General features: G+C 33.2%; 13 protein-coding genes. 1 reads left to right on the top strand and 12 read right to left on the bottom strand.

The window, feature by feature from the left end:
- Positions 1-308, top strand: a 308-nt coding sequence (locus T384_RS0103440; RefSeq protein WP_027119710.1) for a hypothetical protein, incomplete at its 5' end; no start/stop codon positions are given.
- 8 nt (positions 309-316) lie between these two features.
- Here the strand turns inward: T384_RS0103440 and T384_RS0103435 are convergent.
- From T384_RS0103435 to cdaM, 12 genes are all read right to left on the bottom strand, one after another.
- Positions 317-1,786, bottom strand: a complete 1,470-nt coding sequence (locus T384_RS0103435; protein ID WP_027119858.1) for a hypothetical protein — start codon at positions 1,784-1,786, stop codon at positions 317-319.
- A 230-nt stretch (positions 1,787-2,016) separates the two neighbouring features.
- Positions 2,017-3,954 (bottom strand): DUF31 family putative serine protease, encoded by a 1,938-nt coding sequence (locus tag T384_RS0103425; protein WP_027119856.1) that lies wholly within the window; start codon positions 3,952-3,954, stop codon positions 2,017-2,019.
- A 16-nt stretch (positions 3,955-3,970) separates the two neighbouring features.
- Complete coding sequence (locus T384_RS0103420; RefSeq protein ID WP_027119855.1) at positions 3,971-7,531, bottom strand: DUF31 family putative serine protease; 3,561 nt, start codon at positions 7,529-7,531, stop codon at positions 3,971-3,973.
- Positions 7,532-7,924: 393 nt separating this feature from the next.
- Positions 7,925-10,072, bottom strand: coding sequence for an ATP-dependent Clp protease ATP-binding subunit (locus T384_RS06375; RefSeq protein ID WP_036499028.1), 2,148 nt, complete (start codon positions 10,070-10,072; stop codon positions 7,925-7,927).
- Positions 10,073-10,291: 219 nt separating this feature from the next.
- Positions 10,292-11,695: a hypothetical protein gene (locus tag T384_RS0103410; RefSeq protein ID WP_027119854.1), complete on the bottom strand. Its 1,404-nt coding sequence runs from the start codon at positions 11,693-11,695 to the stop codon at positions 10,292-10,294.
- A gap of 311 nt (positions 11,696-12,006) precedes the next feature.
- Positions 12,007-12,699, bottom strand: a complete 693-nt coding sequence (locus tag T384_RS0103405; protein WP_027119853.1) for a YbhB/YbcL family Raf kinase inhibitor-like protein — start codon at positions 12,697-12,699, stop codon at positions 12,007-12,009.
- An 11-nt stretch (positions 12,700-12,710) separates the two neighbouring features.
- Positions 12,711-13,289, bottom strand: a complete 579-nt coding sequence (locus tag T384_RS0103400) for a YbhB/YbcL family Raf kinase inhibitor-like protein (protein ID WP_027119852.1) — start codon at positions 13,287-13,289, stop codon at positions 12,711-12,713.
- Positions 13,290-13,424: 135 nt separating this feature from the next.
- Positions 13,425-13,616, bottom strand: a complete 192-nt coding sequence (locus T384_RS0103395; RefSeq protein WP_027119851.1) for a BspA family leucine-rich repeat surface protein — start codon at positions 13,614-13,616, stop codon at positions 13,425-13,427.
- Positions 13,607-13,957: a hypothetical protein gene (locus T384_RS0103390; RefSeq protein WP_027119850.1), complete on the bottom strand. Its 351-nt coding sequence runs from the start codon at positions 13,955-13,957 to the stop codon at positions 13,607-13,609. Before T384_RS0103390 ends, T384_RS0103395 begins: the two co-directional genes overlap by 10 nt.
- Before the next feature lie 297 nt (positions 13,958-14,254).
- Positions 14,255-15,676, bottom strand: a complete 1,422-nt coding sequence (locus T384_RS06370) for an MFS transporter (protein WP_052663484.1) — start codon at positions 15,674-15,676, stop codon at positions 14,255-14,257.
- A 4-nt stretch (positions 15,677-15,680) separates the two neighbouring features.
- On the bottom strand, positions 15,681-17,483 hold the full coding sequence (gene lepA, locus T384_RS0103380) for a translation elongation factor 4 (protein ID WP_027119849.1): 1,803 nt from the start codon (positions 17,481-17,483) through the stop codon (positions 15,681-15,683).
- 61 nt (positions 17,484-17,544) lie between these two features.
- Entirely contained in the window at positions 17,545-18,168 is a 624-nt protein-coding gene (gene cdaM / locus T384_RS0103375) for a diadenylate cyclase CdaM (protein WP_027119848.1), read from the bottom strand.
- Positions 18,169-18,238: the final 70 nt, after the last annotated feature.

Here is an 18,238-nt window from a genome sequence, read left to right as displayed (position 1 = left end):
CTTTCAAAAACACGATTGTTAATAAAATAAAATCATTGATTGAATGAAAACAATATTTTATGATTCAAAAGAAGATGAAACATCAAACGGGAGGTCATTCGCTTATAAGAATATTACAACACGCTCAACTTTCGTCTGCCAAAAAATTAGACCAAAACTATCAAGTTGTGTATAATTTTTCAAATCAAAAAAGTAATATTATAGAAACAGAAACTATAACTTATAAAAGTGGATCAAAGGGATTGCTAAAAACAAAAATGTTAGAGGGATATTTCATCAATTATTCCTTAGATAATACAATTCACTAACTGTTCTTCTACCACCTATTTATTTTATGAAACCTGAAATCTAAATTAGTTTTCAAGTTAGCATTTTCTTTATTGAGAACAATATGGAAAGCCTTCGGTGCTTTGTTAATTTCATAATAAACATATAAATCAATGGTCCCAGTGTCATTATTAATACTTTTATCTTCGTTACCGACATAAAATTCGACATTTGATAAAGTTCCAACTGGTGTCTTAGAAAACAATTTAGCATTCGCATCCGCCCCTGCTTTAGATAAATCATCAGGACTCATCTGGTCGGACATAATGGCTTTTTGATTTAAACGAATCTCATCGCTTAGTGTCAATAATTTTCAAGCCACCATTGATGCATTTTGACCCATTTCATTATGTTCTGTTAAGTATTTGATACTGTTTAAATCAAATCGCAAATCTGAATTAACCATTAAAGGAGCGTGTGCTAAAATGTCAGCCTTAGCAGCATCTTGCTTCATTAAATCATTAATTGAAATAGGTTGCGGTGCTTTCGCTAAATCATTTGGTTCAGTGTTATCAATGTCACTATTGCGCCGGATGGCCGAAATGCGATAGTTGTATCAAAAATTATAACGTTGTTTATATTTTTGTTTATTGCGATCTGGATTTAATTGAAAGCCATTTTTTTCTAATTCAGTCTTCTGGCTAACTGCGAGATTAAAGGCGTTATTGCTGGGATTAAATTCTGGTGCGATACGATCAGGATTAGGAAGTTTAAAAGCACTGGAATCATAAGTTCCTTCAATTGAACCGTTTTGAGCAGTTCATGCATTCTGACCAGCAGTATAGACATAATCACTGTTTGCTGCAGGTAAATCACTTGCGGTTTTTGTATGTTCTTGGTTATCATAACTAAAAGCACCGTTTACAAGTTTATCAGTGGTTGGTTTTGATTCTGGTTCAGGTTTAGGATCAGGCTCAGGTTTTGGATCAGATCCTGGCGGTAACTCCGGTTCAGGATCAGGTTTTGGATCAGATCCGGGTGGTGGAATTATTGATGATGATTTATTGCGGTCATAACCAGTCACGTAAACACTGACTTTTTTTGTTTGCCCATTCGGAGTTATTAACTGATAAACAAACTCAATTGAATTGTTATGCGATATAACATTTGAGAAGGCGATGGATAAATTTTCATTATTTAAATTAGCTGGCGAAGGTAATTTAGTTGAATGATTTAAAACGCTATAAATATTCGCATAATCATAGTTTTTCATACCGGTTAAAAAATCTTTTTGATTTTGATAATTAGCATGATTAGCGTTGGTAATATTCGCCGTAACATCGGCGTGAAACTGTGCAAATGCGTTTTCTAAATCGCTTTGCTGTTTTTGGTTTGCGGCATTTCTCAGACCATAAACAATACTTGTAGGAATAATAATTATTCCCGCTGAAACTACACCAACAATGCTTAAGGCTATTTTAAGTTTTCTTTTATTTTTAGCGGATTGCAATGTATTCATAGCATGAACTCCTACTGTCTATATTTTAAATTAATAGTAAAAAATAATATTAATACACCCACTTTTCAATGGTATTAGATCTGTTGCAACAATTGATATAAAAAACATCAAATTGCTTGGAATTTTAGGGGCCTGTCCATATATCTGTAAAAAGTTTTGAATATTATTTTTGATATTTATAGGCATATTTATAAAAGCAGTTTTATTATTCATCAGTCAAAACAATCTGATTAGATTCCATTCGGAAATAATGCTGTATTTGTAAATCCTGCAAATTCATCTTTGAGAACTTCTAAGTTTTGACGATAAGACTTAGTTTGATGAGGATATAATTTTTTGTTTGTACCATCAATCAAATTATGAGCATAAACGATTGGATCAGATAGTTGACTACCGAAAAACGTTAAAAACTCATCAACTGGTTTAATTAAAAATGCCAAAAAACTGCGTTGACTTAAATCAGTGTTGCCATCTTGTCTAAATGGTGCAAAATTTGTATAAATGCCAATCGGCAATCCATACTCATTAGCAACTAATGATCCACTTGCTCCAAAATATAGACTAGCATTATCAAAACCTATAGCACCATCAATTTTTGTAAATTTATGGCCAAAAAACTCAACAGTTTCTGAAGTACTTCCAAAAGAAAGGTGGTTAAATACGCCATTTGTTGGTTTTGGCAAATCAGATGAATGATTGTGTAAATATACGGTTGGGCCATTTAAATTTGGATATCCACCCAAATAAACTTGCCTTGTATTGGAATAATAATTAAAAAAATCAGGACGATTACGTAAAGATATATTATTAGGATTTAAATGATAAATCGACCCATAATCCACACTCAGGTAAGGAAGATCATTGGTATTATGATTTGGAACGTTTACGGTTTTAAAGCGATTTTGACTAAAATCAAAAGCGTTTAAAGCCTTATCAATATCTTGTTTAAATTCAACATAACCAGAAAGGTTTGCATTCACCCCGTCTTGTAATTTAGCGTAATTTATTTCAACACCAAATACAGCAAAATCTTTTCCGAAATAATTAATACTAGGATCAGTATTTCTTAATGCTTGAAGCAGTTTTTGGTTATCATTATCTTGAAAGAAATCTATTGCCATAAAAATTGTTTTAGGATTTGAAATAATATCACCAAGAAAAGTATTTTGAGACGCAGTTGACGTATTTTGACTAGCAAATTTTAAATTATGAAAAAAGTGCACTTGGTTAGTGGATAATGGATTTGTTTTATTAGGCAATGGATTTAAATTAACGTTAGCACCCGCTTTACCTAAAGCAAATCCTTTGATTGTTGTGTTGTTACTTGCACTTGCAATGTTATCGTTAAAATATTCTGGAAAATTGCTTTGGTATTTTTCTGGTGGCGGGTTATACACTGGACCATAAACGTGAGCATTTGTTGCTAAATATAGCATTAGTTTAGAATGATCGGGATTTCATGCATAATCTAAAACCCAACCCGTTCCTTGAGAAGCATTAATAACTGTGTCAGTGTCCTTAGTAGATCCTGGCGGTAAACCTTGAAAAGCAATACTAAAGGTTCGATCATAAAGATTTTGAAAAATTTCAGATTCGGGTAAGATGTTCTGACTTGATTGCGGTAAAGTAAAAGCATTTTTGGTGCTTTGTCGATTTACGTTATTTAATTTGGTTTGGGGATCAACTGGTTGAGTAGTTTCATCTGATGGTGGAGGTGATGTTGGTGAATTGGGTTCATCGTTAGGCTTTAAATTAAAATTAGTTAAAGTAAACGATATTGTTTTAAATAAATTATCTAATCTAACTTCAAAAGTATAAGTAATTTGATTATTATCAACGTGACTATTTGTAAACTGAACAATTGTGTTTGCGGGTGGATTTGGTAAAGCACCATCAACTACGACACCTTGTAATTCAGAATATTCTGGCGAACGATTTTGATTGTCAAATTCAGCAGCTGTAAGATTGCTGATTTTGTCATTTGCAGCAACGGTTATATGATCAGCAAAATGACTAGCAAATCTTTGCAACCCATTATTAGTTGAATCGTCAATAAAGTTGGCCTGCGAACAGCTAGCAGCCGTTGCACTAACAAGGCTAGTGCATGCAATAGCTAAACTGCCTCGAAGCAAAAGCTTTTGCGAAAACTTTTTATTATTTTTTTTCATGTTTAAAGTAAAGATATTACTGATTAACAGCCTGACTTAATAATCAAGAATTTTGTAATTGACCAATTTTCTCTAAGTACTGTTTTAATGAGTTAGTTTGGTTGTTACCGCCATGAATAGCATCATAACCCCAGAATATTTGTTTACCGTTTTGGTCATAGTAATCAGGGCTAATAAATGGATCAACAAATCCATTTTGGGTTGCATTTAAATTACCCCAGTAAGCACCTAATACCTGTCCATTAGTACCTACTGCTAATGATCCTGATGCACCACCTGATAAATTCGTATCGCTTAATCCTAAAGTTAGACCAAAACGAGTGAATCATTTACTACCCCACGCTAAGTCAATTGCGTAGTGGGATGTACCATCACTTTCAGTTGTCAGATTAGTGGTTTCAACTACTTTCCGGATGTCATATATTCCAGGTAAAGATTGTCCATAGTTATTGGCAACTTGAATATTGCTGACATTAGCAAAATTTGCAGCTATTGTTTTGCTAATCGAACCCGTGTGCTGGTTAACTGTTGGAAATTGCCCATTTGATGTTGAATTTTCAGTCGGATATCCTAAAACACGACCTTGATTAAAGGAGATCAAGTCCTGTGAATTTTTATTTCCAATCGCCGTGTTTGATCCAAAAGTAAATACTGATGTTTTATGCTTGTTGTAAAAGTCTTGGGTAGCTTTTTTAGCTTGATCTTGATTATCAAAAGTAACTTTAATAATCGAAAAATCTTTAAAGTGATTAGCTAAAGATCCACCTGCTTCTTGAGCTTTTAAGAAGTGCGCACCATCTAAAACCAATTGTGGGAAAGTACTTCCAGTTAAAACAGTGTCTTCGTTTTGTTTTGTATCTTTATTATATTTGCGGATAGTCATATTAACCGCGTGATCGGATTTAGTTCCATCCGGGTTAAACAAATTTACTACGGTGTGCAAGTTAGTGCCAAAATACCAAGTCAACGGATAAGAGCCATCATTAGTTTTTTGATAATCTAAAACCCAAGCAGTTCCAAATTGACTTAAAGGTTGCGATGTTCCGGGACGAGGAATATCTGTGTTTTCAATAATCCGGAATGAATAATCGTTTAACCCATCATAAATATTATTTTGGATATTGGCATATTCGGAACTATTTAAGCTAATATATTTTCGCGAGTCATTACCAATTGCACTTGGCGAATTTCCTGTATATTGCGTATTAAAAATAGTTGCGCTATTACGCGAATCAGTATTAATTTTATTGAGTGGTTGTGAACCTAAACTAGCCGCAAATGCCGCTCCAGAATTATCAGCAGTTAATGGTTGACTAACTGACGGATTTGGTGGAATAAAATTGTTAGTTACATTCCCACCATAGAAACTTGGGTTTCTAAAGACCTGATTATTTCCATAATAAATATCACGAACTGAAGCCGGTCACGATGCGGACTTAATTTGCTGTTCACTTATGTCTGTACTATAAGTAATTCCACCTGCAGTGTAATTTCTTAAATCCACATTTCTTAAATATGCTTGCGCTCGCACCATGTAATTAATGATTGTTTGTAAGTCAGCGCTAGCGCCGCGAGACGACTTACCAATAGCCCGTAAATACGTATTAGCGTTAGCATCTGCTTGACCAGCATTTGCAAACGCTATCCCTTCACTAGGATCACCAGGAATTTTCACTCTTGTTGTATTATCTATTGTTAAATTTTGTAAATCTAAAGGGGCTGATAATCCCTGAACAAGTGGTGAGAACGTAACCTTATCAAAAACCGAAATTGCCGAGGTTGTCGGAATCACGAAATTATTCATATCCCACATTGAATTATCTTCAAAATCCCATTTTCCTGGACGGGCTCCAGCACCGCCCATAATTCCTTGAAACTCACGGCGGTTTTTGGCTTGAACATAAACATAATTCATCGCATTACTAATGTCAGCTCGTGAAGTATTGGGTTTAATTGACATGGTTGTAAAGATGGCATTATATCCATAATCTTGGGCTGTGGGGTTTACTTTTTGGTAAACTCTTGGATCAATTCGTGAAAGAATCGTTGCACCTTCTCGACCATTATTGCGGTTGTCAATCGAAGTCGATAAATCAGTGTAAATGTTCAATTCAGTTAAGTTATTTGAAGGACTAGTATAGTTTTGATTATCAATTAAAGCATCAGCCGCCATTGGGTTATTTCAGTCGTAAAATAACGTTAATGACTTCACTAAATTTGGCATGCTTTTTACAAAAGCCGCACCAAACGAACCTGTGGTACTGTTAATGTTGCGAATGGCAATTCCAATTCCGGAATTGTTATTGACATATTTCATCAATGATTTAGCTGTATTGATTAAATCATTTGCTGTTCTTGAACCCATGTTTTGGATATCATGAATATTAATGATGTAGCGGTTTTGGGTTACATCATTTGGTTTAGTAATACTTGTGTATTCATATAATTCAGCAACATTTTCATATCCGGGAATTGAAATAACAGTTTTATTGTAACCTGATGCTATATCGCCAGGACCTGGTTTGAAATCTAAGTTAATAATATCATTATAAGAACGTTGGGAATTTGTTGTAATTGGTAAAAAACGGTTTAAATTATCATATGTTGCTTTAAATTGAACGTCATTAACAAACGCTGGCAAAGCATGATAAGTTCCACCAAAAGCCCCATTTGGTGTTAATGAATCAGGAACTTGGCCTTGGCTTAATGTATTTAATTCTTCTGGTGTAAATGTTGTTTTTAATCTTACGTCTTGAATGCTATTAATGCCATATAAATCAGACATCTTTGGACCATTAGGGTCATCACTTCGGGCTGGGCCATGTAAATATTGGTTAAAGATATTTAATTGTTGGGTTTCAGTTTGGGTTAAAGCAGTTCCAGAATTTAGTTTTTGAGCAATTTTAACTAAGTCACTTAGTGAAGCTTGAATGGTTGTACCATTAAATGTTACGCGAGCATTTTCGTTTAATTGATCCAAGAAAGTTTTTTCGTCAGCTTGGGTAATATTTAAAACCTTTTGACCAGGGATCAAACGCAAACTATTTTCTTTTAGTTTCAATAAATCACTTACTGAAATTGGCTCAGATAAAGTTGGTAAATTTTCTAAGGTTACCCCATCTTGAATTAATTTAGCTAATGTCCCTGCACTATTTTGTGATCCTTGCGAAAACGAATCATAACTAAAACGATTATTGGGGTCACCATTTTCGCCAGTTCTTCGGAAAATAGTACCAACCCCACCAATCGTTCGGTTATTACCGGCCAATGCAGCTGATTCACCATTATCAGTTAAGCGCCGAATTAATTCAGCAGTGGACTCAGATGGCTGGGGATTAGGAGTTGGTTGATTTTGGGGTTGCAACGACGGAGTTACATCAGTAGATGGTTGTGTAATCGGAACAGATGGGTTAGGTTTTTGCACTAATGGTGCACTAGCAGCGTTCGTGTCATAAATGACATTTCCGTTGAATAATGCTGCTTGGTTTGTGCCAATTACAATTCCGACGGTTGTAAAACTGGCAGCTAAACCTACTGAAGCAATAACGCTAAGTAATATTTTTTTATTTGCTCGCATAATGCCTCCTATGAAACATTGGTATGAGATGATTAATAACGTATAAATAACAGGATAGGCAAATCAACAAAATGATAACTAATATTTTTAGTATTAGGGTTTGGTTATAGTAAAAGATCCAATACTTACATATTAAATCTTAATGTAATTATATATAAACTACATAATTCGTCAAGTTTTAGAGATTCAAGAATCATTTTTCAAATATATTTCATAAAAATGAGTGGTATGAAAAACATTCAAAAATCATATTTTTGAATTGGCAAACTAAGAATCCTAAAAAACTATTAATTCACAATAAGAAAATCCCAAGTTCTTGGTTCAAAAAACCAGCCAAACTTGGGATTCAATAATTATTAAATAACCTAAAACAAGAGAACTTAAATTGAAGTCTTATGATTTAAATTTAGCTGCTGGTGCTAACCGTAATTTCTTGACGGCATCAAGTTCTAACTCATATGCAGTATTTTTCTTAATTGTTCCAGCAATAATTTGTTCGGCTAAGAAGTTTTCAATGTTTCTTTGAATATAACGTTTTAATGGACGAGCTCCAAATTGTTTATCATATCCATTTGTTTTAATACTAGCTTTGAGATTTGGTCCAAAGCGAACATTAAGGTCTTGCGCTTTCAAACGAACTGATAATTCATCAGTTAACCGTTCAACAATTTCGCTAATAGCTTTGTCACTTAATTCATTAAAAATAATAACTTCATCTATCCGATTAATAAATTCAGGGCGCATCATTTTTTGGATTTCAGTCATTGCTTCTTCTTTTTTACCACTTAAAATTCCTTGGGACCCAATGTTAGACGTCATGATAATAATGGTATTTTTAAAGTTCACAACGCGACCTTGGCCATCAGTCACTCGACCATCATCCAAAATTTGCAATAAAATGTTTAAAACATCAATATGGGCTTTTTCAATTTCATCAAATAAAACAACACTATAAGGTTTGCGACGCACTGCTTCGGTTAACACCCCTGCTTGATCATAACCAACATAACCAGGAGGCGCACCAATCAATTTAGATACGGAGTGTTTTTCCATGTATTCACTCATATCAAAGCGTTGCATCGCTTTTTCATTGTCAAATAAATCAAAAGCTAAAGTTTTAGCCACTTCGGTTTTACCAACACCAGTTGGACCCAAAAATAAGAAAGATCCAATTGGACGATTAGGGTCATTAATGTTGGCTCTTCCCCGCAAAACCGCATTTGCAACTTTTGCTAAAGCTTCGTCTTGGCCTTTAACTCTTTTACCCATTTCTTGCTTAAGATGTAAGAGTTTTTCTTTTTCGGATTCAAGTAATTTGTTTAAGGGAATACCAGTAGAACGAGAGATAACTTCTGCAATTTCGTTTTCGGTAATAACCGTTTTAAATAAATCGTTTTTAATTTTTTTAATTGTTTCAGTTGCTTTTTCTAATTCCTGTTTAATTTTCGGCATTTCTACATAAAGCAATTTCGATGCTTCAGTATACATCCCATCCATTTGGTATTTTTCAATTTTGTTATTTGTTGTATTAATTTTTTCTTTTAATTCATTAACTTTTTCATGAGCAGATTTTTGATTTTCTCATTCTTTATTTAACAAGCTTTGTTTACTTTTCAAGGTTGTTAACTCAGAAGTAATTTGGGCAATGCGAGTTTTATGAGATACTTCGTTTTCGGTATCTTTTTTTAATGCTGCCAATTCAGTTTCTAAATGGATAATGTTCCGATTCAAAGTATCTAATTCTTGGGGCTGTGAATGCATCTGGGTTTTTATTCTGGCTGCTGCTTCGTCAATTAAATCAATTGCTTTATCAGGCAAAAAGTGGTCTGAAATATAACGGTCAGACATCTTTACAGCAGCAATTAAAGCATTATCTAAAATCCCTACTTTATGAAAAATTTCCCAACGTTCTTTTAATCCCCGCATAATGGTTAAAGCTTCTTCTTGACTTGGTTCATTAACCATAATTTTTTGCATTCTGCGTTCTAAAGCGCCATCTTTTTCAATGTATTCACGATATTCTTTAAGAGTGGTTGCACCAATTACTCGAATTTCACCGCGAGCCATCATTGGTTTTAAAATATTTGATGCATCCATTCCGCTTTTATCGCCGTGTTTGCCCATTCCAACTAGTTGGTGAATTTCGTCGATAAATAAAATGGTCCGACCATTTGATTCTTTTACTTTTTTTAAAATGCTATGCAACCGTTCTTCAAACTGTCCGTGATACATCGTACCAGCAACAATTGAAGATAACGATAATTCAACGATTTCAGCATCTTTTAAGTTATCGGGAACATCTCCTGCAACAATTCTTTGAGCAAACCCTTCAACAATGGCCGTTTTTCCTACGCCGGGTTCACCAATCAATACCGGATTGTTTTTGTTTTTTCGACTAATAATTTCAATTAATCGACGAATTTCATCGCCACGACCAATAATTGGATCAATTTTGTTACGCGCTACTTCGTCATTTAAATTACGGCCAAATTGCTTCAACAAATCTTTTTCATTGTCAGCTGGTTTAAAACTTGAGAACATAAGGTGTAACCTCCTTAAAATTCAGATATTCTAATCGATACAAAAAAATTATATCACAAATTAGCACTTAAAGACATAGAGTGCTAATTATTTATTTTGTAAAAGAAAAAAGTCGACATGAGCCAATTCTCATAATTAGCACTCTTAGACACCTTTTTTTAAAAGCTAATTTACAAAATTTAGTTAGGAAGATTTTATCTTTTAAACGGGAAGCTTGGATTATTGAACTTTTAATCCATTTTTTCTTTTTGATTTCAAATAGGCTATTCCTTTGTCAACACCGACATAAAAATAACGTCTTCCTAAAGAAATTACATATTGTAAGAAATAAGCAAAAATAGCTCAAATAAAGATCAACCACCCGTAGTATTGGTCAAATCCAGGAACTGCAGTATTATTGATGGTTCCGGGAATTTCAATTACATCACTATTAACAAAGATTACATCTAAATGGGCTCCAAAGTGTAAAATTACTACGCCAAATAACATTCTAGCTAATATTTGAGTTTGAATGAATTCATCAATAATATGTTCAGCATGAAAATTTACAAATCGTTCTAATCGGGGTGTCTTTTTTTGCGGTAATGCTAAAATTCCATAAAATAAAAGAACCGCTAAAACTACATTTGGAAAAGCTGCTCCGGTCGAAGCAGACAAATAAAAGTATTGATAATTAGATTGTGATTTTAATCCTTCATCTAAAGCACTTTCAGCAATGAATAATCCAACTGCAATCCCGACAAATCATCCTAGTGTAATTTTTCAAGAAATCAAGCGGACGTAACGCTTTAAATATCAACCTAATAAGAAATAAGTAACGGTTGGCATTCATTTAGTAAATTCGGTTACATATGCATGACCGGGAACAGCAGCACTAGCAGCCGCATTGGCTTCGCTTGATCCAAATTGAAAAGCGTTTCCCCAATAAGAAAAAAACATTGCGCCAATAATAAACGAAACAACAATTGTCGTGTTGGCACCAAAAGATAGTTTATTCATCCAATTCCAAATAAAAGGAGCAATCATGATGAACCAAAAGAAAGTTGTTAAAAAAGTAGTTCCTGCCAAGTAAAAATTTTGGGCGGGAATAATACTAAATAAAGTAATCATTCCATATCATGAATTGACGTTATTGGTCCCATCTACATTTAATGGATAACCAAAATTCAACAAGTTTCAACCACTAGAATTAGATTGTGGGTTAGGAATGTTTGAATCTGGTAGTAATTGTGATCCTGTAAAAGGTTGAGCTAAAAGTGGATCATTTCGACTTTGCAGAATTCCGATTCCAATCCAACCGATAACGATCACTAATGCAATATAAAAATATCAAGTTCGATAAAAATTCATGTGTTTTTTCATTCAACCTTTTCAGGTATATTTTTCTGGAATACAATAACCATAACCTAAAGCTAAAATCAAAACAGGTAATCCGATATTAATTCCCGAAAAAATGATAGTGTTCAAAACGATTTTGATTGATGGGCTATAATTTATTTTGTACGCCAATATCGATAATGACATGACACTAAATAACGTCATGATAATTCGAAGCAATTTTAAAGCTACCTGATTAGGTAAAATTGTCGTCTTATTTGGTAAGACGTAATTATTAGTCTGCATACACATGTTCCCTTATTATAGGCTATCTCAGCCAAATACTGATTAATATAAATTTACTTGCATTAAAAATTTAGACCGCAAACAATTGCTGAAATCTAATTTATTTTTATTGGTATGTAAGCGTGTATTATTTTACTATTACAAAATAATTGGTAACTAAATATGAACATAAAATTAAAAAAAATATTTAAAAAATAAAAAAATTGGATATTAATTTTTCTACGAAAGCAATGATCTAAGTAAGACCGCAAGAAAAAAGGATAACCCAAATCCGGGCTATCCTTTCAAATCTTAGTGTTTTATTATATGGATTATTTAGCTTGTTCGTATTTAAAGTTTAAAATTCGAACATCAATGATATGGTTGTCCATCGCTTGAACCAAATCACCGATATAATAAGGTTCGTTTAACTGTTTATATTCAGTCGGTTTTAACGATTTAGATTCAAAAGATTTAATATATTTTAAATCGTTAGCATCGACATCAAGTCCGTATACGGTTACAGTATATAAGTGAGCATCATCAGGTGGATAAGGGCCAAAGAAAAGTAAAGAGTTACTAAAAACTTGGCTTGTAAAACCTTCTGGCAAAATTCCTTTTAGTGAAGAGTTTTCGGGTTTATTATTAGCCACGATTGTTTCAGAAACTGAACTATTGTGACCTTGTCACAAAATATCGTTACTGTAATTTTTAAAACCTGATTCTTCTCATTTTTTTCAGTCTAATAAAGATTGATTATCGTCAAGTTTTGTATCTTTAATATTTGCTACAACCCAGTGGACAAAAGGAAAGCCAATGACTTTACCAGCATCAAAGTCTTCAAAAATTAAAGCATAAGATTTAGCACCAGGGATTGGGGTTCATTCAAGTGGGAACGAACGTGCCGGAAATTGAGTTTTTCCATCATGACCATTAGCTCCATGATGGGTTTTTAAAAACCCATCTTTGCCAATTGCACTTGATCAAATTAAAGGTGTGTTTCCTAATTTAAGATTATGTTTCATATTAACCCTCTTTATTTCTTCTCATGGTCTGGGCAAAATCAGAAGTTTAAAGATCTAATTCCGACAACATGTGTCAATGCTTTGTTGTATCAATCGCCAATAAAGAATGGCGCTTTAACATCAAGGTCTTCAACATCCAAACCAAAAACTTTAATGGTGTATTGATGAGGCTTGTCTGGCGGAGCAGGAGGAAAATAATCAGATGCTGTATGAATTGTTGTAGCCTTGAAACCTCCAGGAATGCTTTCAATTAGTACTCCTTCGGTGTCATCGGTTTTTCCTGGAGAAGTGCTATTAACGCCATTAACATGTCCTTTAGCATCAATGTTAGCGCCTTCTTCTAAGTAATTTGTTTTAATATTAGCAGCAACTCAATGAATGAATGGTTGACCAACTACGCGACTTGCTTCATAGTCAATAATCATTAATCCATATGATTTTGCGCCTTCAATAGGGGTTCATTTTAAGTCAAGAGAAATTCAGCGATTTCCAACTTGTTTAAGTGTTTCGTTTTTAAGGCGGATTTGTGATCCTTCAACCTCAAAATGAGACGAAACAATATCCGTGTTAAAGGTGTATTGTTTATTCATTAATAATCCTTTCAGAATCAATTTATATGTAAGTTATTATATTATTTAAAAATGACATTATTTTAATTACCGCTATGATTGTCTAAAGCAGCAAATATATCTAATCAAAATGATTAAATAATTTGCTTTAAAAAATTAAAAGATAAAAATAAATAAATCAACTGTCAAAATTTTGTTATTCAATTTTCGGTTATCAATTTTTTGATTAAATTTTTTGGATCGGAAAAACATATTGGTCATTTCAGTCACTTTACTAACATCCCGATTGACAATTGGTTGTTTAAACTTAATTACCTTTTTAAATAAAGATCCCCGTGTTAGTTGCATTCCTTAAATTTAACTAACCAATTGGCCGATTGAAATAAATTGCTTAAATTTTTGAGCTTATATATTTCAAAATGAATCGCATCTCATATCTTTGGTACAAATTGCCATTTATCGATTAATCGCAGTGTATTTGTACTTAGTAAAATAGAGGTATCAGTTTCAGCCAATAAAATGTTTTTTTTAAAAGTTTTGTAATCTTGCATATCTAAAATGTTTTTATCATGTTGAACTGCAGTAGTAGTTTTGCAGCACCATTTTGTCCTTTCAATCAAAATAGCATCTTTTACATCTAAGCGGTTTGTTAAAACCAAATCAACAACTCATAAAAAATACTTATTCATAAAATTTCACATCTTAAAAGAACAGCGATTTAGGCGTAGATAGACTAGCACTAAATTTATGTCCAAAAAATAATAGTTAATAAATTTGGCTGTTTTTTTAGTTAGATAACATTTATCTGTACGAAGATTTATTTAAGCAAATATGCTTATTGACGTCTCAAAATTTTCAAGAATATTTGATAGATTTGATTGTTGAGTGTGAAGACATTTTATGAATCAAATTTTTGAAATAACAAAACATTTTGCTGTATTACAGTGAGACTAATTTCATGATTTATATTTTAATTCTTATAACACTTAGATTTTAGTTTGTATTTGTCATAACGGCTTATGCTTAAAATCTTTTTCGATATAGTTGACAAAATAATAGATGAAACTCATCACTAAAGTGACACAAATCAAAGTTAAGTTAATGATGAATTGAACATGAGCAAAATCAGCACGTAAAAAACCTTGAACAGCTGATGTGAAGAAAGTTCCAGCTGAAATGCTTAATGCGGCAATTGCTTGATATAAACCCAATGGGCTAAAGTTTTTAGTTTTGAATCCGAGTGAAAGGATATGGGCAATTAACAAGTTGTATAAAACCCCGTAACCAAAACCATTTAATGCTTGTACACCTAAATAAGCAATAGCACCATTTAAAGTATTATTATCAAATCGAGCAATCAAGATTACTGAAAGATCATATGCAATAAAGAAAATAGCTCCAAATAAATAAAGTACGATTTTACTAAAGTAACGGATCCCCACAAATCCCATTAGTATTCCGCCAATTAACTGGAAGATACTAAAAACAGAAGTTACATACCCATCAAAAACTCGGGTATTAACACTACCACCAATATGTTGAATTGTAGTTGTTGCAATAGCATCAGCACTTGCAAACTTAGTAAAGTCGATGCTGGCACCAACAATAACAATTCCCATCAACATAATTCACTGTCATTTTGTTTTAATAACCTGTTTATTTTGTGACTGTTGTAAACCGACCAAATCCGGTTTTTCTTTCACAAAATAACCAATTGCAAATGAAAACAAAATTACGATAATTGCAATAACTCACAAATATGCTGTTCAGTTTGGATCAGCATGGATTGCAATATTTGAACTAGAACTTCCAAAAGGCGAAGTAGTTCTAATTAATGCTTGAATTGGTGATGCTAAAAAATCGGCAATTAATGGCGGTAAAGATAAAATAGAAATTGTTAAAAAGGGCTTAGTGCGTGTATGTTGTTCATTAAATCATAAACTAAATGAACCAATACAACTAGCTCCAATTCCAACCCCAACTGCTTGAATTACATTTGTAGCAAAAGATGGGGCTATTGCCACTGGTAAAAAAGTTATTAATTGAATTCATAAAGCAATAAAAATAATAGCTTTTCTGGACTGAAATCTGGCGCCCATTCAATCAAATAATGGTCGAACAAAAATTCCCACAAAACCATAAACCGACAAGGGAATAAATAACAATAATGGACTTACTTCTAAATCATTATTTAACGTTCCTCGATAAGATCGAACAAGCATTAAGGGAAACCAAAAAAACGTGTAAAAAACAAAAAGCAGTTTATAGCCCTTAGATGTGATTTTTAATCGTCAAAACAAAATAATAGCACCAATTAAGACAACGATAAAAATCACCAGATTAACAATAATCGAGGTGATATTTAATGGTGGAGTATTAGCAAAAGAAAAATTTTGATTAAAAATCATTTAATTAATTATCATCCTGTAATAATTTCGAAAAAGTTTCTTGGGGGATTTCAACATTCCCAATTGCTTTCATCTTCTTTTTCCCCTCTTTTTGCTGTTCTAATAATTTTTTCTTCCGGGTGATATCACCACCATAACATTTTGCTAAAACGTTTTTGCGCATGGCTTTAATTGTTTCGCGACTAATAATTTTTGAGCCAATGGCTGCTTGAACAGGAATCTCAAATAAATGACGGGGAATCAAATCTTTTAATTTTTCGCAAATCTTTTTAGCTTTCGCATAAGCAAAATCTTGATGACTAATAAATGATAAAGCATCCACTTTAGTTCCGTTTAATAAAATATCAACTTTTACCAATTTGGATTCTTGATAACCAATTAATTCATAGTCTAAACTAGCATAACCTTTAGAAACCGATTTTAATTTATCAAAGAAACTATAAATGATTTCAGCTAATGGCATATGATAAATAATGCGCTTTCGATTGCCATCAATTTCTTGTAAGTCTTTATATTCCCCACGGAAATTTTGGCATAATTCCATGACACTTCCCAAATATGTATCAGGAGTGGAAATATGAACTGCTACATAAGGCTCTAAAATATCTTTAATTCTGGTTCGGTCTGGCAAGTTTGCTGGGTTATCAACATCAATAAGTTCCTTATTTGTTTGCAATACTTGATATTTTACCGAAGGAGCACTAACAATTAAGGGGATGTTATATTCACGAATAATTCGTTCGCGAATTACATCCATATGTAACAAACCTAAAAAGCCACAACGGATCCCAAATCCTAAGGCTTGAGAAGTTTCATATTCGTATTCTAAAGCAGCATCTGATAAAACAATTTTTTCCATTGCGGTTTTAAGTGCTTGATAATCAGAGGTATCAATGGGATAAAGTCCAGCAAACACCATCGGAATCACTTTCCGATATCCGGGAAGGGCTTTAGCTGCAGGTGCATTTACATGGGTAATAGTATCACCGACATTAACATCGCGAACTGTTTTTATCGCAGCCGCAAATCAACCAACTTCTCCAGAAATTAAAATATCGCGTTTACTTAAAAATGGTGTTTTAACACCAACTTCAAGAACTTCAAATGTCGCATTATTTGACATCATTTTAATTTTGTCGCCGGGTTTTAATGTTCCGTTTTTAATCCGGACAAAACAAACAGCACCTTTATATGAATCGTAGTACGAATCAAAAATTAATGCTTGTAATGGAGCATTATCATCACCGACTAATGGTGCAGGAACACGATCTACAATAGCGTTAACAACGTCTTGAATGTTTAGTCCTGTTTTGGCTGATATTAATGGTGCATTAGAACAATCAATTCCGATTGTTTCTTCTATTTGAGCTTTAACACGTTCGACATCCGCACTAGGTAAATCGACTTTATTAATGATGGGAATAATTTCTAAATTATTTTCTAATGCTAAGTAAACATTAGATAAGGTTTGGGCTTCAACCCCTTGAGATGCATCCACAACTAAGAGTGCACCCTCACACGCCGCTAGACTACGCGAAACTTCATAAGTAAAATCAATATGTCCTGGAGTATCAATTAAATGAAATCAATAACGTTCATTAGGGGTTTTGTCATACACTAGCTGCACTGCATTTAATTTAATGGTAATTCCCCGCTCACGCTCAATATCCATGGAATCCAAAATTTGGTTTTGCATTTCACGAACTTCTAAAGCATGAGTAAATTCTATCAACCGATCTGAAAGAGTTGATTTACCGTGATCAATATGCGCGATAATACTAAAATTACGAAAATGCTTTTTATCCATGAATAAAAATCTTATTGAAAAAGAAATTAGAAAGTTTTAAAGAAAATAACAAATTTAAGGCCTATTTAATATCTTGAGTTGATTGCATTAGAACTTTACCAATTTCATCCACCAGCCGGTCCGGATTTTGTGACAAGCGACGAATTAAACCGTTTTGGGCAACGCTTATTCTTCCGTTAGTTTCACTAACTACAAAAATAACTGAATCGGTTCTTTCGCTCAAGCCAACTGCTGAACGGTGTCTCGCCCCGTATGAAACATCAAGCAATTGACGAGTCATCGGAAAATAACTTGAAATTGAAACGATATTTTGGTTTCGCACAATTACCGCTCCGTCGTGCAAAGCAGAACGTTTATTATAAAAAACCGAAATAATAAATTCGGGAGAAAAGTCTCCTTTAACTTTATAGCCAACATTAATATAAGTTTCTAAGGAGTCTTCGCGTTCAATGGCAATAATTGCACCAATTTTATCAGCGGACAATTTTAATAACGAACTGGAAAGATTACCATAAAAATCTTCGTTACTGGAATTGTTTTTGTTGCGTCTGAAAGTTGTTCGCAAAAAATTCATGATTGCATCGCGCGATTGATTTTTAAAAAATAAAAAAACAATCAACCCAGAAATACATAAAAGGATGATTACTAAAATTGCAATTAATAATGCGTCAGATAAAGTCAACATAAGTTCGTTTAAATTTGGTTCTTGTTTATAAGCATTAATATAATAAATTATTTTTTGAATTTACTCGGGA

This window comes from Mycoplasma testudinis ATCC 43263 (assembly GCF_000687795.1).
GTDB lineage: Bacteria > Bacillota_I > Bacilli_A > Mycoplasmatales > Mycoplasmoidaceae > Mycoplasmoides > Mycoplasmoides testudinis.
The sequence above is the reverse complement of the archived record's forward strand: the minus strand, read 5'-3'. Positions and strand labels throughout refer to the sequence as shown.